General features: G+C 37.7%; 15 protein-coding genes. 4 read left to right on the top strand and 11 right to left on the bottom strand.

The window, feature by feature from the left end; translation table 11 throughout:
• The first annotated feature begins 52 nt into the window (after positions 1-52).
• The 4 genes from IQ246_RS12510 to IQ246_RS12495 all read left to right on the top strand — a co-directional run bounded on the left by IQ246_RS12510 (position 53) and on the right by IQ246_RS12495 (position 3080).
• Positions 53-277 (top strand): hypothetical protein, encoded by a 225-nt coding sequence (locus IQ246_RS12510; protein WP_194003441.1) that lies wholly within the window; start codon positions 53-55, stop codon positions 275-277.
• Positions 278-394: 117 nt separating this feature from the next.
• Complete coding sequence (locus tag IQ246_RS12505) at positions 395-538, top strand: hypothetical protein (protein ID WP_194003439.1); 144 nt, start codon at positions 395-397, stop codon at positions 536-538.
• 907 nt (positions 539-1445) lie between these two features.
• The gene (locus tag IQ246_RS12500; RefSeq protein WP_194003437.1) at positions 1446-2108 is read left to right on the top strand and encodes a response regulator transcription factor; all 663 of its coding nucleotides are present in this window, start codon (positions 1446-1448) and stop codon (positions 2106-2108) included.
• A 333-nt stretch (positions 2109-2441) separates the two neighbouring features.
• Positions 2442-3080 carry a response regulator transcription factor gene (locus IQ246_RS12495; protein ID WP_194003435.1) on the top strand — a complete coding sequence of 213 codons (639 nt, stop codon included), beginning with the start codon at positions 2442-2444 and terminating at the stop codon, positions 3078-3080.
• A gap of 27 nt (positions 3081-3107) precedes the next feature.
• On the opposite strand, the gene IQ246_RS12490 is transcribed toward IQ246_RS12495, so the two are convergent.
• The 11 genes from IQ246_RS12490 to IQ246_RS12440 form a co-directional block, all read right to left on the bottom strand.
• Positions 3108-4151, bottom strand: coding sequence for an aromatic ring-hydroxylating dioxygenase subunit alpha (locus IQ246_RS12490; protein ID WP_194003433.1), 1044 nt, complete (start codon positions 4149-4151; stop codon positions 3108-3110).
• Between the two features lie 143 nt (positions 4152-4294).
• Positions 4295-5674 carry an amidase gene (locus IQ246_RS12485; protein WP_194003431.1) on the bottom strand — a complete coding sequence of 460 codons (1380 nt, stop codon included), beginning with the start codon at positions 5672-5674 and terminating at the stop codon, positions 4295-4297.
• A gap of 117 nt (positions 5675-5791) precedes the next feature.
• Entirely contained in the window at positions 5792-6562 is a 771-nt protein-coding gene (locus IQ246_RS12480; protein ID WP_194003429.1) for a hypothetical protein, read from the bottom strand.
• Positions 6563-6609: 47 nt separating this feature from the next.
• Positions 6610-6909: an acyl carrier protein gene (acpP, locus tag IQ246_RS12475; protein WP_194003447.1), complete on the bottom strand. Its 300-nt coding sequence runs from the start codon at positions 6907-6909 to the stop codon at positions 6610-6612.
• Between the two features lie 378 nt (positions 6910-7287).
• Positions 7288-8454 carry an amidinotransferase gene (locus IQ246_RS12470; RefSeq protein ID WP_194003427.1) on the bottom strand — a complete coding sequence of 389 codons (1167 nt, stop codon included), beginning with the start codon at positions 8452-8454 and terminating at the stop codon, positions 7288-7290.
• 53 nt (positions 8455-8507) lie between these two features.
• Positions 8508-12770 carry a beta-ketoacyl synthase N-terminal-like domain-containing protein gene (locus tag IQ246_RS12465; protein ID WP_194003425.1) on the bottom strand — a complete coding sequence of 1421 codons (4263 nt, stop codon included), beginning with the start codon at positions 12768-12770 and terminating at the stop codon, positions 8508-8510.
• 6 nt (positions 12771-12776) lie between these two features.
• Positions 12777-15188 (bottom strand): SDR family oxidoreductase, encoded by a 2412-nt coding sequence (locus tag IQ246_RS12460; RefSeq protein WP_194003423.1) that lies wholly within the window; start codon positions 15186-15188, stop codon positions 12777-12779.
• Between the two features lie 20 nt (positions 15189-15208).
• Entirely contained in the window at positions 15209-16390 is a 1182-nt protein-coding gene (locus IQ246_RS12455; RefSeq protein ID WP_194003421.1) for a phosphopantetheine-binding protein, read from the bottom strand.
• A gap of 38 nt (positions 16391-16428) precedes the next feature.
• The gene (locus tag IQ246_RS12450; RefSeq protein ID WP_194003419.1) at positions 16429-19377 is read right to left on the bottom strand and encodes a type I polyketide synthase; all 2949 of its coding nucleotides are present in this window, start codon (positions 19375-19377) and stop codon (positions 16429-16431) included.
• Between the two features lie 238 nt (positions 19378-19615).
• Positions 19616-20764 (bottom strand): amidinotransferase, encoded by a 1149-nt coding sequence (locus tag IQ246_RS12445; RefSeq protein ID WP_194003417.1) that lies wholly within the window; start codon positions 20762-20764, stop codon positions 19616-19618.
• Positions 20765-20945: 181 nt separating this feature from the next.
• Positions 20946-22142, bottom strand: a complete 1197-nt coding sequence (locus tag IQ246_RS12440; RefSeq protein ID WP_194003415.1) for an SDR family oxidoreductase — start codon at positions 22140-22142, stop codon at positions 20946-20948.
• Between the last annotated feature and the right edge of the window lie 2 nt (positions 22143-22144).

Raw genomic sequence — 22144 nt, 5'->3', positions numbered from 1 at the left:
GCGTCGTCGTATGGTTGAGGAATGAAGAGAGTGGGGCATTGGGCATTGGGCATTGGGCATTGGGCATTGGGCATTGGGCATTGGGCATTGGGCATTGGGCATTGGGCATTGGGCATTGGGCATTGGTAGCTGCCCCATACTTCTTTACGAGAGGCTGCGCGAATGCGCTCAGTACAAGTCCCACATTGCCCTTTATCCCCAGAGGGGGCCCCAAATTCCCCATGCCCAAAAACTCCATCCCCTTGTAGGTGGAGTTTTTCATCTCGTTCCCAGCTAGGAGGCTAGGAATGCTTTTTTGGACGCTCTGCCTTCCTTAATTTATTCCCATGCTGAGTATGGGAACGAGAATACTTCAAATAGTTACTAATCAAGCTTTCATCTGAAGTTGATACCAATGAGCATTGACGTGTCCCTACCAAAGTATTTGTATCAGTCTTCAAGTGAAATGGTATTAACTATAACAAGGAAAATGGCGATCGCTTATTTTGATCAGGTAGAACTGGCATTGATTAAATGCTCATTACTTCAGATGTATTAGGTTTTAGGGGCTTTAGGATAATTAATGTTTAAAATACTTATTTAATTACAGCCCATCTTCTCCGAAGAAAGTTGCTCCTATAAGACTCCTGATAGCTTTCTTGTAGACGATGGTTTTAACGCTTACTCCATAATATTTTAAGCTGCTTTTAGTACACTTAGAATATCATTTTAATCAATCAATATTTAGATGCGATCGCTCCATATTTAAGAGTGGTTTAGTCGGCAATTAAGCTAAACTTCTTGTAACAAAAAGCTTAGCTTATCAAAAGCGGTGGAAGAATAAAATTCAATTATTAAATTAAATTATATCTTATCATAACTTCAATTTAATCTTAAATCATTACAATTTTATATTGTTTGAATTTTATCTATCTAAACTAAAGACATTTTTTTTGTTAAATTAAGTTGATTCATTCATCTTATGATCCAGGGAGTAATAACATCAAAAACTGATGTCAAACTTACCAAAAAAGCAATTAAAGATGTTGGAAATAAATTTCAGAGATTTTAACATATTTACTAAACATCAGGGATTGTCAGGCATAGATATAGGAATCATATTTGATTTGGGAAAAAAATTCAGTACATCTTTATTACTTCTTCTCCATGCCCCATTCCCCATTCTCCATTCCCTGTCTCTACGAGTCAGTTCACGAATCAAATCGGATTACTATAGATGATTGGTTGATATTTATTATGATTATACGTAACTACGCGATTTGACTTAACCATTGGAATAATCTATTCTTTGGAAATATTGGAATCAAATTTGCAGAATGTCACTTCTTGATCAATGTAGATTTTTGTAAAAATTTGCATAAAATTTGAATCGATAACAGATTTATATAAATAAGGCAGCAATAGTTAAAGAAGATAAACATGTTGACTCAGGAGGGATATAGTGTATGCACAATATTATTCGAGTACTGGTGGCTGGTATAGATTCGCTAGTGGGAGTCGCTATTCGTGCTACGTTGATTGCCGAAAAAGATTTAATCATAGTAGGTGAAGCAAATGATACCCACAAAGTTCGAGAATTGGAACGAAAACTTAAGCCTAATCTGTTAATAATTGATTTTGACTCGCCTAATTTTACACCACCTGAACCAGTGTTTTACTTACATAAATCCTGTCCAAATTTGAAAATGCTGGCACTGGCTAACTGTGGTGAAATTGACCTGTCAATTTTAAGAGCGGGCGGTATAGTAGGCTGTGTTTTAAAATCTGAAAAGCCGCAAACATTAGTTAGTGCTATCCGTACAGTGGCAAAAGGTAATACCTGGTATAGTCCGAGCGTTTTAGATGAGCTTGTTGCACAGGAAGTAAATGAGCTAAATCAAGATGGAAAAGCGACTTTGACAGAGCGAGAGCAACAAGTTCTCAGCATGATTGCACAAGGTTGGGATAATATTCGCATTGCTTGTGAACTCAACCTTGGACACCAGACAGTGCGGAATTACATTAGCCGCATCTATGCTAAATTAGCAGTGAATTCACGAGCTGAGGCGGTTGTATGGGCTATGGAACATGGCCCCAAGAGTTTCAGAAAAGTACTAGAGCCAAGATAACTAAACCATTGGAGAATGTAATGCAAAAACCTGAAAAGCATTGTTGCAATCACTGAACTCCGTTTTCAAGTAGTAATGGATGCTGTTGGCGAAGTTAAAAAACTTCTTTAAGCCTTCTGCTTTCCAGGTGTTTGGCACAATGTATAGCAGTTGCCAGATGAATTAGGACATAAATTGATCTCAAATCCTGATAACAAAAGACTTCCAAGACTATTCTCTGTTCCCTATTCCCTATCCCCTATCCCCTATCCCCTGCCATACATGCTTGTAGCAAGTTACATGGATGTTAAAAAATTTTCTACTATATCCGTTCACTAAATTTAAAATAGTGTGATGATTCGACTTTTACTTGTAGACGACCAAACACTGTTTCGGCAAGGATTAGCATCTTTACTGTCACTAGAAGAAGACTTGGAGATTGTTGGTCAAGCTAGTCATGGCAAAGAAGCGATCGCTCTTACCGAACAACTCCAGCCTGATGTTATTCTGATGGATGTGCGGATGCCTATCTGCGATGGGGTGGTAGCAACGCGCGAAATTCATCAACGCTTTCCCTGGATAAGAATTCTCGTATTTACAACTTTTGATGAAGACGAGTATATTTGGCAGTCTTTGCAAGCAGGCGCACTGGGGTATCTGCTAAAAAGTACCCCTGCGGCACAATTAGCAGCAGCAATTCGCACCCTACACCAAGGTTACTGTCAACTTGGTTCAACAATTGCACATAAAGTCTTTGCCCAACTCAACCCTCTATCGTCTGTCAAACAAAACTCTTATCAACAGCTTTTGAGTGAGCGGGAATTAGAAGTGTTAACCCTAGTAGCTCAAGGTAAAAATAATCGGGAAATTGCTAAAGCGCTACATCTGAGCGAGGGAACGGTTAAGAACTACGTTAGTCAGATTCTAGCTCGATTGGGACTACGCGATCGCACCCAGGCAGCTCTGTGGGCAAAGCAGAATATTTCAATTTAGAAGTAGGGATTTGGAGAAAAAGAATCTTTACTTAGCAAAGGTTTCAGAATCTGCTCCCACTACTTGTTGATCGCTACCCTCGATACTTTCTTCAGAATGCAGTAAACTATCATACTGCTTGTGCCAAATGATGATTCCTTCATCGGCAGGAACAAATTTGTTCAAACTAAGGCTACTGAGGCTACTATGTCGTGGCTGTAATGATAGGCATATTTTGTAGTCATCCGGTAGGATAAAATTTATCTCGATCCATGCAGCGAGTCTGGACATCCAACGGCTAATCCAAGTATTGATGTACTGAGCATAGTAGCGGAAGTAAGCCCAAGTATTCTCTTCATCAATTGGTGTGACAATCACCAGAAACTCCATCCCGCCAAACGCAAGGTCAAGTAAGCCCATATTGGGAAAACGCAACCAATGTTGGAACAAAGGGAAGCGTTCTTTAGATTCTTTATCTGAGCCTGCTTCTTCAGGAAGGAGTCGCCCCGAAAAATAAAAGAAGTCGTCATCTTTCCTCTGTTCGTCGATCTCTAATAAAGTATAGGAAGTGAGTGAAAAAAAGTTCGCAACCCCTCGGTGTAAGAAGGAAAAGTGATGGATATCGAGCAAGAGGTTCTCTGCTGTTCTAGTAAAAGTAACATTCCAATCCACCGCACCTGAAGCCCAACGCATAGGACGATCTAGGAGATGAGCAAACCAAGGGATAGGAGGATATTCTGCTTGCTCTTTCCCCCACCAGAGCCAAATCAGGTCGTGCTCTTCCCTAACTACATAAGTCTTTATTCTCATCTTTGGGCTGATGTGCGCCTCTTTTCCTTCGCAGGGCATAAACGTGCAATGTCCATCTGGAGCATAGCGAAAACCATGATAGGGGCATTCAATGCATCCATTGTTCACTCGACCTAATGCCATATTGGCTCTCCTATGGGCACACAGGCTACTCTGGCAAACAATTTGTCCATTTAAGTCTCGCCATAGTACTAAATCTTCACCTAAACGTCGTAGACCAATAGGTTTATTACGGATGGTCTTTGACTCGGCTATTGCCCACCATTTGTTTTCCGGAAACATAATTTTATCCTAAATTTTTCAAGATTCAAGAGTTACGCAGTTGCTGAGAAAGTAAGTTGTGCCGCAAATTTTTTTGATGACAAAAGCTTTGCATAAATCAGAACTAATTACCCAACTATTCCAAATATTTGAGCAACAAATGCCTATCTTCTTTTGTATCTAGGAAATACATTTTCGAGTGCTAAAGCTAGGCGTAAAAGTAGTACTTCAGAGAACGGTGCTCCTACCAACATTAGTCCGACTGGCAACCCTGAAGAAGTAAATCCCACAGGTATAGAAATTGCACACAATCCAAGCAGGTTTGCTAAACGCGTATTTCGTAATGACAAGAGATTCTCTGCGGCATACTTCTGACTATTTTGTTCTAAATCGTTGATAATGGGTGGTACATTTGCCACAGTTGGCATTATGACAGCAGTATAATCATTCGTTCTCTGCAAATACTGTTTTTTAAGGTCTTTCAACCCCTGATAAACTTCTTGAGCATTACTTTCCTGAATTTTAGCTCCAACATAAAATCTATCTAATATGTCTTGTGAAATAGATTTAGGATGAGCTTCTAAAAATTTCAGCCAATTTTTACTTGCTTCATAGTTAACAATATTACCTTTGGTATTAATAAGTTCTAGTGCTTGTTCAAACTCTGGAATATTGCTTCTGTTAATACTTGCCCCTTTTGCTGCAATATCTCCTATAGAAGCATCCAAAATAGCCGCAACTTCAGAATCAATATTTTCCCAGACAATATTTGTACATACTAATAAACTTAAACCTTTACATCCAACGTCCGAAAAATCAATCTTATCAGTTTGGGCAATTACATGGTAAAGAACAGCTGCATCTCCAACGCAGCGAGTAATAAAACCAACTGTATCTAATGTTTGACTTAGAGGAATAACACCTTCTGTTGAAATCAGCCCCGCAGTTGTTTTTAAACCAACTAAATTATTCCAAGCAGCAGGTGTTCTGATGGAACCACCTGTGTCAGTTCCAACGCCAGCACAACACAAACCTTTTACTACAGCAACAGCAGAACCTGATGAAGAACCACCTGGAACTCTTGCTTGCTCAGAACTAAAAGGATTTATTGGTGTTCCGAATGTAGGATTGATTCCTAGACCCGAAAAAGCCAATTCCGTCATATTAGTTTTACCAAGACAAATAAAGCCAGCATCAACAGATGTTTTGTAAGCTACTGCATCTTTTTGAGCAACTCTGTCTAGTAAAACCTTTAACCCTGCACTTGTCGGTTTACCTTGGACATCAAAATTGTCTTTCCATACGAGGGGAATACCATCATAAAGTGAAAGCCGTGTGTTAGTAATTGCCCTTTTATATGCAGCATCAGCTTCCTTTTTAGCTTGTTGTCCAAAAACTTCTATGAATATTTTTTCCTTCCCTGTATCTTGATCAATTTTAGTTAAAAAATACTCAACTAATTCGCGTGGATCTATATTGCCATGCTCAATACCATATCCAATAGCTTCCATAGTCAAATTTTCCCAAACTTGATCAATAGTCATTAGTTCCTCCATTAATGATTTATTTGGATACAGTAAAAGTAGTTACTTACGCACAAATGCTATTTTGAATGGACACTCAATTATGCAGATGATTTAAAAGGAAAAGCCCGGAAAAGACTACCATTCTAGAATCGGTTCGGGAATGGGCTTATCAGAATTGTCTTTCTCTAATTCAGATACAAGTTTTATAAATCTTTTTTGTTCTTTCCTTGATAAATTATCTAGCCTTTTTGTAAATAGAGACTCATATCGAGCCAATTCTTTTTTTAGATAATCGGGTGCTTTCTTTCCATATAACTTAACAAACATCCGATAAGTGTTGTAGTTGTTTTTATCTACATCATCTTTATAATCAGCAATGTCATCGTGAACATCAATCAGTACCTCTAGCGGCCACATAACATCAAAAGTGTTTTGAGCGTAAGTCTTGTTAGCAACTTGTACTAAAATTCCGTGCAAAGCACGTATATCAGAAGTGCGTAACTCAGTAGCTTGGATAATATCTGCATAAACTACAGCTTCATGAGACAATAACTGACTTTCTAATTCAAAGTATTTCCCTAGATTTTTGAATTCTTGTTCAATTAATGGATGATATAAGTTTCTTGCCCTAAGCACATCAATGATGATTTTATGCTTTTGATTCCAGGAGTTTTCTACTTCAGAAAATAATTCTTGTTTTTCAAGGGTTTCTATCGTCTCATCAATTTCATACACTAAAGCTTCCACAAATCCGAGAACTGGGTAATAAGCAAAAAAGTCTTTATAGGAAAGCTCATATAGTGGAAAATAAAGTGATGTAATTAAATCTAAAATTCGTGCAGACTTGTGCATACCCCAGTAAGAAACATAGGGTCGCATAACAATGTTGCTACTTACAGTAGTCATATCTTATTTACCTCTTTTGAATTCTTAATCTAAAATCAATGTTAGATTCAATTAGCTAACTCTACATCCACCTCAAGTTTTTGACTAATGTAATCGATAGTATGTTGTACTGTCACAAGTTTTGTAGTTGCTTGATTAGAAATTTCAATATTGAATGTTTCCTCTAGAGCAACTATTAGTTCTAATGTATCTAAAGAATCCGCTCCAAAATCTTTGGTAAAACTTGCTAACGGTGTGACTTTTTCTGGCTCGATTCCTAGCTTTTCTACAACAATACTTTGTACTTTCTCAAAAACTTTTAGCTTCTTTAATCGGTTAGAGTGAGTGATTGTTTTAATTTCCTCCATGAGCTTCGCTAATTCTTTCAATATCATTAAAATACGTTGATAGCGCTGAATATCCTCCTTATTTAAAGGAAAGCCGTTGCGGGCTTGCAGCCATTGTTTACAAATTTGATATCTATAACAATCAATGCGGAAGTCCCAAGCTTCTGGTGACATTGTTGCAAAACAGTGATCTTGATTATTCTGCTTATCTGTCAGAGGCTCGCTAATTTTTAATAAAAGAGAGTCGTTCATGGCTAATTATGGAGAATTTTCAAATGTTTACAGCGTTGTGTAAGGTGGTATTACCATCGATATCTCTAGCCTTTTGTGAGCAATGCTCACCTTACTATTTGTGGTTTAATTATTTGGAAAACGCTGTAAGTTGTTTTCACATCAAGTCTAAAAATAAGATTGTAATGTGCCGCGACGTCGAATGTCTAAAGTTGCACAATGAAATGCACCTCCAAAGGGATTGAAGTGTAAAAAATTGCAAGGTATTGGTTTAAACCCCCAATCTTTTAAAGCTTGGATTGTTGGTTCTTGGGATTTCTCACATATTACTCTTTCTTCATCTAAAACTAAGACATTCATGCTTAACCACATACTACACAAAGCAGCGGTTTCACTGAATAAACCTCCTTTAATAATCACTGGTTTTGGTGCAATTAATATATCCCAAGATTTCAAAATTGATGGCAGTTTTTTCACGTCAATATACTCTGGGTTAATCATGACTTTACCTGGTGCAAGTGGCACAAATGTAGTGTCAATATGCATAGGCTGTTTCGAGCGTGTCTCAATAATATGAACACGGAAATCATTTCCCAAATGACGTTGTAACCAATTGATTCCAGCCTCGTTAGTTACATTACTTTTAGTTACAAAAAGATCCCTACCACAGCGGACAAAATCGGCAGCGTCAAAAACAACTTCAGATTCATTAATAACATAACGCATGGATTCTCCATCTTTGGGGACAGTGTAGTTTTTGTCATATAGAGAATCTAGTAGCATAGGTCTAGGAGCAGAAGTCCATTTTGCACCTTGCTCAAAATATTCTTTAAATAACGAGTAATAAGCATGACGTTCAAAATAACGACATCTCCAAGACATAGGTGCTTCAATAATTTCATTTCCTATGACTAAAAAACAGTCTCGTGGACAAGCAGAGCAGTTACCTTTAGATTTCCAATCAGGAGTAGAAAAACTCCGACTATAGTCAATGAAATTAGGACGCTTGACCTTAACGCCTTCTGATTCGAGAATATGAATAAACTCATCTAATTCTTTTTGCGCTGGTACAATACCCCATCTCTGCGATACTTTACTTCCACCAGCCAAGGAAAGAACATTATAAAGTTTTTTGGGGATTCCTCCTAATAAAGATATGTGTTTGGGTGGATGAATAGCACCTTCTAATCTTCCAACAACAATTTCTTCTAATGGATCCCATTCATTATATGAATTAACAACAAAGTTGTCTGTTTTGGCATTGTTAAATTCTCCATCTTCATAACTTTTATTTTCAGATGCTCTATCTATTTTTTGTATACTGCTGAGTTCCATAACTGTTTACTCCAAAATTTTTCTAGTTTGCTTGATAACTTCTGACAACCTTCCTAGTTTTTACGCTCCACCAGCTTGATATATAAATCATCACAAATGCCTATTACTTTGTCGTTATAGATAACTTCCGTTACAGCTACTAAGTAGGGTTCATCTGCATCAACCAGTTCTTTCACTGTTACTCGAAATTGAACCTGATTCTTTTCCCTTTTTACTTCTCCACGGAATTTAGTTGAGCTTTTGAGAGAGCTAAAAAATATAGGTTTACAGTTAGTAAACTTAGTATGTAAACCTAGATAGTACATATAGAAAAACACAATTTGATAGCACCCCTCTATCAGCATTGTTCCTGGCATAACAGGATCATTTTTGAAATGTGCGTTAAATACCCAATGCTCAGGGTCAATATCTACTTCACCCAAAACCTGCCCTAAACCCCATGCTCCTGCTTTAGAATCAACGTGTAAAATCCGACTAATCATCAGTAGTTTATCGCTAGCAAGAGCGCAGGGCTTTTGCGGTTGGTAGGCATCACCAAAGCAGATATTGAAATTTCCTTTTTGCAGAGCTTGAATATCTTCGTCGCTGAACTTGGTTTTATCACATGTCAAAAGAGGTGAAAAATTCTGTTTGACAATAGTTTGTCCTGGGGAAGCAATATAGACAGGTAATCCTTTGGAATTATTGATATCTGCGTCTGAGAAATAACCTGAATTGGCATTAAGTCTGACTAAAGGTCGATTTTTGTGATAGCAGATATATTCGTATTGCAAGAGCAGATTGTTTTTGGCTTTTATTAGCTTATGGATAAATACTTCCCCGCGTATCGTTTCACCTGGTGGGGGAAACTCATCTAGACATTCAGACTGACAACTTAAAGCTCTATAGCGTAATTGCCCTTCAAACATCATGTCACAACCTATGTAAGCCAGAGCCAGGAGCATTGCATGAGAAGCCTCCAAAATCATCAATCCAGATAGAGTATTGTGAGCTGCATAGAACGTATCTGGAGGAATATCATATTCCCACTCGATCATACATGGTTGTAACTTACCACGTTCAGCTGTCATCTTAGTGACTCTGCTGATGAACATAAAAGGAGGTGAAGGTGTTCTAGTACGTATGGGCCGTTTATCCATTTCTTGATAATAAGCCCCTAGTACATTCGAGATTTTTCCGTCTACTATTTCTGTTATTTCTGGTAAATCCCAAATTATTTCTTTTGGTTCGTGAACTATTTTACTCTCATCTGCGGGGATAGAGGGAATAGTCGCAATAGTTTGATGTGATGCGGCAGGAATAATTTCTAAAGCTAAATTTGCTGATTCATTTCGATCTATATTGGTTGTCCAACTAGAACCAATTTTTTCATAAAATGCATCTTGAATTTGTAAGAACAAATTCTGTAACTTTGCATTCCATAAGTACTGTTTTTCCATAAGACTTTGTTTGCGATCGCGCATAATAGGCTGCATCCCTATCGAATTATTTGCTGAGAAAGATTGTCTTGGTGTAACTTTTACAAGTTGAGGAATTTTTATAGTGTCAAATTGTTTGATATTATCGTTATTCAGAATAATATCTCTCATTCTGGCACTACCGTTTAACAGGGTTTTTATCACCCCTTTTTTACTTAATGCTTGATGAGCGATTTGAGGATTTTGCTGGATTTCTTGATAATCTCCTTCACCCAAAACTAGATGGGCATAGGAGGAATCATTACTCATCATGTTAACAGCCCCAAATCGCTTTTCTTGTTGACTAGATAACTGCCATAATTGGATAGACTGCTGCGGAGAAATGCTTGGGATAAAGCGATGATAAAGGCACAAAGATGTTTTGATAATGCTTGCCATACCTGATAAAACAAAGGTATTAGCAACATTATCTTTGACAGAACCGACATTTGTGTGTTCAAGAGAATACAGTGTATTCAAACCTATTTTTTCATCTTTATCTTGGGTAAATATTCCACTTTTATTTAATTCTATATAACCCACTTCATTAGGGTTAACTTCAGCTATTGCTAAAGACTTTCGCGTTGCTTGCCATACGCAGTCAGATACAACTTCTTTTCCATTTCCTTGAATAATTGCTAGGGATTCTATCGTGGCGTAAATCTTATCTTGGGACTTTTGTGCATCTTCTTTTCGCTTCAGGACGATCGCACCTGCACCTTCTCCAAAGGTAAACTGAGAATTGTGCTGATTAAGCTGTTTTCGCCATTCTACATTTTCCCAACTTGCTGCTTGGTCGATGGCTCCCACTAATACAGCATCTACTGTGCCAAAGTCTAGTAAAAGCTTGGCTATTTCAATTGCTTTGTAAACAGAACTTTCTTGGGCTGATACTGTGAAAGCGGGCCCTGTAAAATCCCAGAGGGCTGCAATTCGACTGGCTACTAAATTTCCTATTCCTCCTGTTACTCCCTCTACATAAAGGCATGGCGACATACTATCTTTCAAGACAGATTCCAGTTGATTTATCTGGTCATTTGTCAATTGAATATTGAATTTCTTTAAACCTTCCCGCAGATGCCAAGGCATATTGAGCCTGGTAATATTGCGGTGAACTGTCAAATTCATTTCTGTCGCAATGATGACAGCTGTATTACTATCCTGATGTCGGGTGAAACCAGCATCACGCAAAGCCATATCAGCAACTTTCATCATGAACAAATGATCAAATAAGATAGATCCTGCTTCTTTTGGAGGTATTTTGAAAGCAATACAATCAAGATCAAATTTATCTAAATAAGCTGCTTTAGGTGGAGTTTCGGTTAACGTTTCTTCGGCTCCTGACCAGCGTTCAGGTGGCAAAGATTCCATCAAATCTCGACTATCGCAGAGTGCTTGTGCAAAAGCCTCAAGTCCTTCGACATCCCCAACATGTATGTGCATACCAACAATAGCTGGAATACTGGGTTTACTCTTTTTTGGCTCAAATACAAGTGAAGTTGGTTGAGTGGAAGTAGAGCTATACTCTCTCAGAATTAAATGGGCATTTGTACCACCGAAACCAAATGCATTTATCCCGGCCCTTTTAGGTTTATTTGTCTGCGGCCAAGGAGTATGATCACAGACAATATTTGCAGAGGTTATTACCCCATTCTGTGTAGCGATCGCATTCTCAACGCCAATGGTAGCAGGGATTACCCCCTCTTTCATGGCCCAGATTACCTTAATTATGCTGGCCATAGCTGAAGCCGTCAGCATGTGACCTGTATGAGCTTTATTGGCTCCCAGCAATGGTATTTTATGCTTGGTTGTAAAGAATTCCTCTATGGAATTGAGTTCTGTCTGATCTCCTAAAGAAGTTCCAGTTGCATGGCATTCTATATAATCTACTGGTTCCGACCCCTGGTAAGCTCGTTTCAGCGCCAGATGTTGTCCCTTCTTCGATGGACTCAGGATATGTTTTCCGCCACCATCATTGGATAGACCAATATTTTCAATTACAGCATAGATGCGATCGCCATTTTTCTCTGCATCCGAAAGCCGCTTTAAAACAAACATCCCTACTCCTTCTCCGATTTTAATACCTTCGGATGATTGATCGAAAGGAGCGCTATTTCCTTGGTCTGGAAAAGCATTCAGCACATTAAATCCGTGAATAATATTTAGGCGTTCTGAACCACAAACTGCACCGGCAAGCATCATATCTACCTGACCAGTATTCAGATAATAAGAAGCTAGCTCCATGACATACAAAGAACTGGAACAAGCAGAATCAATTGTGTAGCGAATCCCACCCAATCCCAAACCGCTGCAAACAATACTAGCTGGTAAGCTCGCAGTTATAGCATTATCAAGAGAGATATTGAGTCCCGATGTTGGGTCATTGAAATGAAAATCTTGATAGTTGAGAAGTTCTTTAACAAAGTACTCTAAAGTTTTTAAATGCATTGATGAGAAAAACTTACTAGAGTGCTCTGTCGCAAAAGAGAGATTACCTAGAATCAGTCCACTTTTATTTAATACTTCCTCATTATGAAGATAGCCACTATCTTTAAGAGCTTCCTTAGCTGCATAAAGTGACCAATGAAATATTCTATCTAGGGCGATTAGCTTTTCAGGATGAACTTTGTAACCATAAGGGTCAAAGTTAAAATCCCGAATATAACCGTTTCTAGTATAGCTAATCTTATCTGGTATTCCCCGCTTTTGATTGTAATATATCGATGGATCTCTACCCATGTCTTCGGCAGTCAATTCAGAAGTGACATCTTTGCCACTCATTAACATTTGCCAGTATTCTTCAGGGCTTTCTGCTCCGGGAAATAAGCAACCAATTCCAACAATAGCAATCTCATTCATTGAATTTTATACTCCTTTTTCCCAATACAGTGCTTGGAGATTTTTCATCGTAATATAATTAACTTCGTGCCAGCGAATATAGATTTCACCTTGTTCGTTGTGAACAAAAATATTTGCTGTTAATTTGTTTTTATTAATGGAAGTAATTTCAGTTGAAACATAAAAGTCTTCACTGAAGTTAAGAGGCTGAAACTGCTCAACTTTTTCAAATCCCATTGGTAAACAACTATTATCCAGTTGGTAATAAGCCCAGATCAGGGCACTTTGTAACTGAACATCAGCCAGGTAAGGATTAAATGAATTAACAGTGAATTGTCCCTGTTGTTTTTGACTAATAGCAGGCAAATTGCAGAGGGAAGTAATTTTGCGATCGCTAATATGTAAAACTTTCTTTATCCCTTGAAAGTTTTTCCCATGAAACAAGCCACTTCCTTCCTGATAAGTTTTGTAGGCTTTACCATCTGATTTAATATCTAAATTGCTGTAAATAGGCATGGAACCCCATTCTTTTTCAAAAAAGAGTGTTGCACCATAGTGATAAAGCGAATTATTTTTATTTTTTGGCTGGCTGCTGATTTTGACTACAAAACTATGTACATTATCTTCAGCATTAGCAAGAGTTATCCGAGCCAGATATTCTTCCTGGTATTGTTCATTAAAGACAATACCTTTAAGTACTTTGAAGTTTTCAATAGCTCTAATTTTGTAGTTTGGTAGGACATCTTCAGAAGACTTCACCATCCAGTTAACAGCACAAGTTGCTGGTAAAACTGCATCCTTGCCAATCACATGATCTTTGATGAATGGATTACCATTTTGTTGCATAATCCGTTTACTTTCTACTACATTAAGTTGTTTTATTTGGTGATTATTGGGTAAGCTTAATCTGCCACTTACAAGAATTTGTTCTACAGCCTGAACTCTGGCGATTCGTAATTCATTCCGGCAGAATTTAATACCTATATCCACAGGAATCAGATCAATACTATTTTCTTGGTAAAATTTCTTGAGTGTTGGGTTAATCATTCCTCTATCCCAAGGGCCCCAGTTGATTGAAACGATACGAATCTGAGGATATAAATGTTTAAAAGAGTAGGCGAATTTATTCAGAACATCATTAGCCAAGGCGTAATCTGTTTGACCTGCATTTCCAAAATAGCCAGAGACAGAAGAAAATAAAATAACATCTTTTATTTTTTCTAAATTAACAATAGAGATTAAGTTTTTTAATCCCAATATTTTGGGTTCAAATACTCGATTGAAGTCCTCTTCTGTCTTTTTCTCAATTCGTTTATCAGCTATATTACCAGCTCCGTGAATGATACCTGTGATTTGTTTAAAACTTACTGGCAAATTTTCAATTTGCTTTTTCAAATCAAGTCGGTTGGTAACATCTACACTCAGATAAATTGCTTCTCCACCATGTTGCTTTATCTGCTTTAATGAGTTTCTAATATCACGTTGTGATATCAAATCGTGTAAAAATTTATCGACCTCAATGGGAGTTGGTTTCTTTCCTTTTTGAAGGAAATCATTAATAATCAGCTTTTTGAGTTCTTTGTCATCAGTACAGTTATTTATCCATTCAGGCTCATGAGGCTGTAAAACAGTGCGTCCTAACAAAACGAATTTAGAGTTATAAACTTTTGCAAGTTCTGCTACACAATCAGCAGTAATTCCACGTCCACCGCCACTAACTAAAAATACACTCTGAGAATTTGGCTCCTCAAGGTAAGTAACATTATGAACGCGCTCTGTGGTTAGAGAAATTCTCTCTCCTAATTGATTTCGCCCAACTTCTACTAATCCCAAATTAGTATCAGCTATTTCCTCCATAACAATGTTTGCAGCTTCGTTAATGTTGATACTGGATTCTAAATCAATATAACGACAATAAACATTTGCCCATTCGCGGTTTAATGACTTGACTAACCCTGATAAACCACCGCCGATGACAGCACAGGCTTTTTTACCAGAAGTTCCCATTTGTCCATCAAGCTTAGTAACAGTGACAAAATAGGCATTATCACAATTATTTTCAGATGCATTATTCAAAGACAATTTGAGATGCTTAGCAATTAAAAAGATTAATTTAACTATCTCTTTGTCTTGTTCTTGAAAAAGGTCGTTGGAGGACAAAACATTTTTAGCCGCTGGATGCGTATGAATGAAGCCTCCAACCAAACCAAATTTTTCTTGAATTGTCTCTAGAGTTTCTTTGAGGTGCAATTCTGTTGAAGAATTTAAGTTGATTACATCAATATTCGTTTGGGAAACTGATTCATCAGAAGCTGAGTAGGTAGGGAGTTTTAAGATAACTGCTTTTTGTCCTTGTTGATGTAGCTTTTGCGCTACAGCAGTTCCAACTCCCTCACCTCCCTCAGTTATTAACCAGATATAACCTTCAGACAGTTGCAACTTCCGCTGATCAGGTTTGCTCAGAATTTTTTTTTAACAACCTGTCTTTCAATACCCAAATCCTGATCAGTATTGCCGTTATTTGATGTTTGCGTTGCTTGATTTTTTGACAAGTGTTCTTGTAAATAATCAACAATTTTAGCCAGTGTTCGCAAATCTCTGAACAATTCTGGATCTACATCCATATCTGGAAATTCTTCATGCATAGCAGCGAAAATCTCTAACTGCTTGATTGAATCAATCCCCAAATCTGCTTCTAAATCCATATTTAGATCGAGCATATCCACCGGATATCCAGTTTTATCGCTAACCACCTCCAGTAATCGATTACTGAATCCACTCAAATCAACTGTAGTTGAGGGAGCATCTTCTTGAGGATGAACTGGCGCAGAAACGCTCTTTACAGAATTATTAATGGGTTCTGGCGAAGTAGGGATACTGGGTGCAGAAACGCTCTCTACCACATCATTGGTTGGTTCTGATGTAATGACAACTTGCTGTAAGAGGGAGGGTTTAGGTGGTGTGGAAACGGTTGGAGAAGTAGCAGCTACAGTGTCAACGATGTTAGTTTTAGGAAAAGAACCATTAGGTTCTTTGCTAACAGGAACATAATTAAACTCATGAGAAGAACGAACTTGTGCTAATTCCTCAGCTTGTGTAGGTATACTGCTTGCTGATTGACTAGCAGATGAATCTAGAGAACTTTGCAATTCTTGTTTGTGAGAAAGAGGAAGTACCGCTTGATTTTCGGAAATTGCAGTATTGAGTTGTTTACTTAAAGAAACATCATCTAGCTTGTTGGATATATCCGTTGGTAACTCACTTGTGCGAATCAAATTTAATTGATTCTGCAAATAACCTTCATGATTGATATTGTAATTAAGCTGATTTTTTTGCAATATTTGGAGTATTTGGTCAAAATTATGCATTGCTTTAGGTAGCGCAGCAGAATCTTGATATTTATCAAGCATTAATGCTTGATAGTCAACAATTTTAGACAAGAGATCGATATATTTGCCTTGATTTTGATTGAATTGTTGATGCACTGTACTTAAGAAATTTTGCTCTTGAATCTGAGCCAGAATATCACTTTGATTGACTACAGGATATGCTGCTACAGAAAGGTTTTGAGGATTACGATTATCACCGTTACCAGAATGGTTATTTTTTTCGATGTTAGCTATTTGTGTTGTTGCACTCATGATTGTCTCCTGATTGTGTTTGATTTTCACGCTTAGTCTTAAGAACGTGATGGCGCTTGCTTATTGAGCAATTCATCTAAAAACGATGTGTCTTTTTCAAAAAGTGCTTTTTCTCTGAGTTCCTTAGTTTTGGGATTGAAATAAAACCCACCATTCAAATTGACAGCTACGCTTTTTCCAGATTTAGGTTGCTCAATGATTTTTGGTGTTTGATAAGGGTCGATATCTTGAAGCACAAGACCACCTACCAAAAGCTGAACTATAGAACGACGGAACTCGTATTCTGAACTGTTTTGGGAACGCGGATTTAGAGCGATCGCTAAATGTTCTCGACCTTTAAGAATATCGCTCACGAAGTTGGTTAATGTGTTCTTCGGCCCAATTTCAATAAACACCAAACCTCCTTGATTATATATTGTTTCTATGGCTTGTTGAAAAGCAACTGGACTTAACAAATGAGTAGCAAGTATTTTCTTAATATCTTCTGCATTGTGAGGATAAGGTTTGCTAGTTACGTTGGAATAAACCGGAATAGAAGGCGTTTGGAAGTTGGTTTGAGAAATTTCTTTAGCAAAAGGTTCAGCAGCATATCTGACAAAATTTGTATGATAAGCGTTATCAACACTAAGAAGCGTAGATTGAACACCCTGTTTTTGCAACGTCTGATACAATGCCCTGATCGATTTTTCTGCTCCCCCTAAAACTATCTGAGAGTTGGAATTGTAGTTGGTGATTTTGACATCAGAGTAATTAGCAATTAGAGTATTAATATCTACTTCATAAGCATTAACTGCTAGCATTGAACCCCGCTCTTTTACTGAGGAATTTTCTGCCCTCATGGCGTGTCCTCTAGCTATGGCAAGTTGATAAAAATCTTGATCGCTGAGAGCACCTGATGCCCATAAAGCAGTAATTTCACCAAAACTATGTCCAATAACAAAGTCAGGTTTTAACCCAGCTTTTTGAAGTATTTTGTACATTCCTACACTGATAGCACCAATAGCTGGTTGTCCATATTCAGTTTTCATAATCTCATTTTTTTGTTTGATGATGTTATTTTCATCAAAGACCGAAGGCGGATAAATGATATCAGACAAAATACACTGTTTCTGTTGATAAAAGAGTTGATTCACCTCTGACAAAACTCTACGCATTTCTGGATAGTTTTTAGCAAAATCTATTCCCATATTCAAGTATTGTGAACCTTGTCCTGGGAATAAAGCGACAATTCTACCCTTCAAATCCATGCCAAAAGTTCGGTAGTAAATACCTTTAGGATGCTGCCAGTTATCCTTATAGTTAGAACGAAATATTGATAAAGAATCTTCCAAAAACTCTATAGTTTGCTCTAATGACTCACTCACAAAACCAATTCTGGCTGAATTGATCGGAATATCTTTGTTTCTAGTATGTTGAAGATATTGATAATAATCTTTTTTACCAGATTCCGATTTAAAAATATCTAGCAATTCCTCGCATTTTTTAATCAAAACATTGCGATCGCCTGCATGTATGATCACAATATCGGGAACATTATGCATCCTATATACAGCATCGTGTTCCTGCTGATATTCTTCCATGACTACGTGAAAGTTAGTACCTCCAAAACCAAAAGAACTAATTGCCGCCCGACGTTTAGAACCATCAATAGGTTGAATCCAGGGTCTAGCTTCAGTATTTAAATAAAAACTACTGTTTTCTAGATCAAATTTGGGGTTTGGTTGAACAACATTAATTGTTGGAGGTAATATTTTATGATAAAGAGCTAAAGTTGTTTTGATTAAAGCAGCAGAACCAGCAGCGGTTCTAGTATGTCCAATTTGAGACTTGACGCTACCTAAAGCTACAGAGTAATTTGGGACTTGATGCTGTTGATATACATGACTAATACTTTGAAATTCACATATATCTCCAGCAACTGTTCCTGTTCCATGTGCTTCAACTAGTTGAATTTCTTTGGGGCTAATTCCCGCTTTCTCATAAGCCCTATCTAAAGCTTTTACTTGCCCTTCAAACCTCGGAGCATAGATACTTTTTGCACGTCCATCACTGGAAGTACCTATGCTTTTAATGACACCATAAATTTTATTATTATCTCTTTCTGCGTCTTCCAAACGTTTCAAAACTACCATACCCACGCCATCACCCAAAACAATGCCATCAGATGCAGCATCAAAAGGACGAGAACGACCTTCTCTAGAAAGTGCTGGAGTTTTGCTAAAACACATGTAAGCTAATATGGAATTATCAACATTAACTCCACCTGTTAATACTGCGTCGCAACTACCATCAGCTAACTCTGCGATCGCCATCTTCATAGCTGCTAAGCTACTAGCACAAGCTGCATCAATGGTGCAGTTTGTCCCTCCTAAATCAAAGTAGCTAGTGATTCGGCCGGCTACTACATTGCCTAGCAAACCAGGAAAACTACTTTCTCGCCATCCTGTATATAAATTTTTCAATTTCTCTACGATGGCAATAACTATTTCATCAGGAAAACCAAAATTTTTGATCACCTGTTCCCACTGAGGATAATTGTTTCTCGTCGCTAGCGGAAAAGCAGTATTACCACATCCTCCAACCCCAAGAATAACTCCTGTTCTGTCACGGATTGCAGCGGTAGACTCATCTCGGTTATAACCAGCGTCTGCTAAAGCCTGCTTAGCTATTAATAATGCCATCAATTGTGTAGTACTAATTGACTCTAAGTTGATTGGTGGAATTCCAAATTCTACCGGGTCAAATTTTACTTCTGGAATGAAAGCACCGACTTTGCTATATGTTTTATCTACAGCAGAGGGATCTGGATCAAAAAACTCATCAATACTCCAGTAACCTTCAAAACTTGGGTCTTCATCAACTATTTCTTTAATACAATTTTTTCGAGTTAAAATATTATCCCAAAATTCCCCAACTGTTTTTGCTTCTGGAAAAAGTGAGCCAATGCCAACAATAGCAACAGGAGTAGGATGATATATTTTCTTCATTACTATTCCTTATTTTTATTTAATGAGTTGTTGAAATATCGCTTATTTATTTGTTGATTATTTGAAAAATTTAGCTCTTATTCCTCAAACTTCATCTCACGCTAATAAATTTCTTGGCTCATAGCTTAAGTCCACTTAATTAGGCTAAGATTCAACCACCAATAGGGTTTAATCCTCTTAAGAGGACTTTCGCTATTAGCCATAGGTTTCTAACCTATGGCGTGAAAAAAGGAACTAATTAAGCATAAGACTTGAGTACACCGCGCCTACGCACATCGAGTGTTGAACAGTGGAAAGAGCCTAAGAATGGATAATAATCTTCAAACTCACATACGATAGGTTTAAATCCCCAGTCTTTTAGTGCTTTAATCATGTACTCTTGAGATTTTTCGACGACGACTCTCTCTTCGTCTAGACTCAGCACGTTCATGTTTACCCAATGGCTGATTACATTTGTTCCATAAAGTGTCTTGGGTGTCCTGTTAGGTTCAGGTGCAATCAAGATATCCCAAGATTTTAAGAAGTCAGGAAGTTTATTAACATCTAAGTTAACCGGATTCACTAATACCTTCCCTGGAGCTAGGGGAACTAAGGTGGTATCAATGTGTAATGCTTGTGGACAAAGAGAATCTACCACATGTATGCGATAGTCATCACCTAAATGACGTTGTAACCAAGCGATACCAAAGCTATTGGTAACATGACTCTTCTGTACAACAATATCCCGACCAAAGCGCACAAAGTCTGCTGCATCAAAAGTAGGCTCAAACTCGGTGATTACAAAGCGTATATCTTCACCAGCAACCGGATATTTGTAATCTTGATCATACAGTTCATCAAGTAGTTGTGGTCTAGGAACCGCAGTCCACTTAGCTCCTCCCTTAAAGTACTCTTTGAGCAGAGAACGATAGCCCCAAGTTTCAAAATAACGACCCCTATCGGCCATAGGAGCCTCAATAATCTCATTCCCAATAACTATAAATACGTCACGAGGATTCGCAGAGCAAAAGCCATTGAGTATTTTCCAAGCAGGTGTACTGAAGGATGCAGAATGGTCAACAACATCGGGCCGACGTACAACAACCCCCTCAGATTCAAGAATATGGACGAATTCTTTGAGGTTTTTAGTAGCTGCTTCAATCATCCTCTTTGGATAAGGAAGTCGATATTGCTCTATCTGCTTGCTCAGTTCATTCATTTGATTATCTTGACCATCAGGTATCGTCACCCGATAGATGGTATGCCAAGATGGAAACATCGCCCCATTCACAACGCCGACGATAACTTCTTCAAGCAAATCCCATTCATTGTAAGAACATACAGGGGATGTTTTATTAGTTGTAGTTGTAGCTGTTACTGTATCCAAAGTACTCAAATTGTTTGTCATTGGTTTTCTCTTGAAGTTAATAAGCAGTGGTAGAAATCTGTCCCTCAAAGGATGTTTTAAAAGTCCAAGAAAGTATATAACTCTCATAAAGACTTTTTTAAAACACCCGCTCAACTATTTGATAACTCTGTGCTTGATGAGATACTACGACTTTTAGCGAGTATCGCTATGTCGTTGAGGGTTAATCTTTGATAGTTGCAAGGGGAGCCTGGTTAGCTGGAGAAGCGATAAAGCCTTTTTCAACACAGTAGTTTAAGTAGGTTGAGATTAAGTCAAAATCAATCTTTTTGCAGAAAATACCAGCCTTTGAAAGGAACTTTTCTGCATTGCTTGTATCAATCACCACTGATGTATCTACTAATTCAGGAGTCGCTTCCGAACCTGTTAAAAGATCTGAGAACAGCAACAAGTTAACAAAAGAAGAACTGTAAATCTTCCCATCTTTGAAAACTGCATTATCTCTAAATAGAGATATATAGTGTTCATAGGGAAGCATTTTGACTCTGTAACCAACATCCACAATTAGATTAACAAACTCGTAAAATGATTTACTGTCTGGATTAATAATGTGAAATGTTTCTCCGTAAGCCTCTGGATTAAGCGCTAAGTAAAGCGAAGATTGCGCTGCATAATCAACCGGTGTTACGTAAAAGTAATCTTTTAAGAAAAAGAATAGGCCGGTGTCAACAATGGTTTTGATAATACCATAATATATACCTGAAGTAGTTGTGCCTATAAGCGGATAACAGCCAGTTTTACTGTCACCGAGAATATCACCAAGCCTGACAATTACCCATTTGAGTCCTCGATTTCCAGCCTCATGAACTCGCTGCTCTGCTTGCATCTTAGTGAGTTCATAATTTTGATCCTCAAAAGTCTGCCCAATATCAAGGTAGCTCTCTTTAAATACGAATCCTGGCTCCATAGAGTTACTACCCATTACACCATAACTAGATGTATGGAGCATGGGAATTTGACCAGCTAAACAAAATTCAATAACTTCTGAAGTACCTCTGAGATTGACCTCGGCTAATTTTTCATAACTAGCTACCATGTTAACGTTTGCAGCTACATGAAAAACTTGATCAATCGTCTGTAAAAGTTGAGAATAATCTTCAGTTGTTAGCCCAAAATTTTTCTTGGTAATATCCCCAATTATAACATTAATTCTTGATTCAAACTGGGAATACATCCGATTTTTTGGGTCATAAACTGCAAGAGTCTTAACAACTCTTTGTTGAGCTTTTTGAACATTATCTGCTCTGACCAAGCAATATACATTTGCTGATGTAGATACAAGGATTTCGTATAGGAGTCTTCCTCCTACAACTCCTGTTACACCTGTTATGAAAATATTTTGACAATCTACAAGGCTCATAA

Source organism: aff. Roholtiella sp. LEGE 12411 (assembly GCF_015206995.1).
GTDB lineage: Bacteria > Cyanobacteriota > Cyanobacteriia > Cyanobacteriales > Nostocaceae > Komarekiella.
This window is presented reverse-complemented; position numbering and strand designations above follow the sequence as displayed.

Excerpts from the sequence above, each read along its gene's own strand:
- IQ246_RS12470 (WP_194003427.1), bottom strand. The coding sequence starts at position 8,454 with ATGGAACTCAGCAGTATACAAAAAATAGATAGAGCATCTGAAAATAAA.
- IQ246_RS12500 (WP_194003437.1), top strand. The coding sequence starts at position 1,446 with ATGCACAATATTATTCGAGTACTGGTGGCTGGTATAGATTCGCTAGTG.
- IQ246_RS12480 (WP_194003429.1), bottom strand. The coding sequence starts at position 6,562 with ATGACTACTGTAAGTAGCAACATTGTTATGCGACCCTATGTTTCTTAC.
- IQ246_RS12485 (WP_194003431.1), bottom strand. The coding sequence starts at position 5,674 with ATGACTATTGATCAAGTTTGGGAAAATTTGACTATGGAAGCTATTGGA.
- IQ246_RS12445 (WP_194003417.1), bottom strand. The coding sequence starts at position 20,764 with ATGACAAACAATTTGAGTACTTTGGATACAGTAACAGCTACAACTACA.
- IQ246_RS12450 (WP_194003419.1), bottom strand. The coding sequence starts at position 19,377 with ATGAAGAAAATATATCATCCTACTCCTGTTGCTATTGTTGGCATTGGC.
- IQ246_RS12495 (WP_194003435.1), top strand. The coding sequence starts at position 2,442 with ATGATTCGACTTTTACTTGTAGACGACCAAACACTGTTTCGGCAAGGA.
- IQ246_RS12505 (WP_194003439.1), top strand. The coding sequence starts at position 395 with ATGAGCATTGACGTGTCCCTACCAAAGTATTTGTATCAGTCTTCAAGT.
- acpP (WP_194003447.1), bottom strand. The coding sequence starts at position 6,909 with ATGGAGGAAATTAAAACAATCACTCACTCTAACCGATTAAAGAAGCTA.
- IQ246_RS12465 (WP_194003425.1), bottom strand. The coding sequence starts at position 12,770 with ATGAATGAGATTGCTATTGTTGGAATTGGTTGCTTATTTCCCGGAGCA.
- IQ246_RS12455 (WP_194003421.1), bottom strand. The coding sequence starts at position 16,390 with ATGAGTGCAACAACACAAATAGCTAACATCGAAAAAAATAACCATTCT.
- IQ246_RS12440 (WP_194003415.1), bottom strand. The coding sequence starts at position 22,142 with ATGAGCCTTGTAGATTGTCAAAATATTTTCATAACAGGTGTAACAGGA.
- IQ246_RS12490 (WP_194003433.1), bottom strand. The coding sequence starts at position 4,151 with ATGTTTCCGGAAAACAAATGGTGGGCAATAGCCGAGTCAAAGACCATC.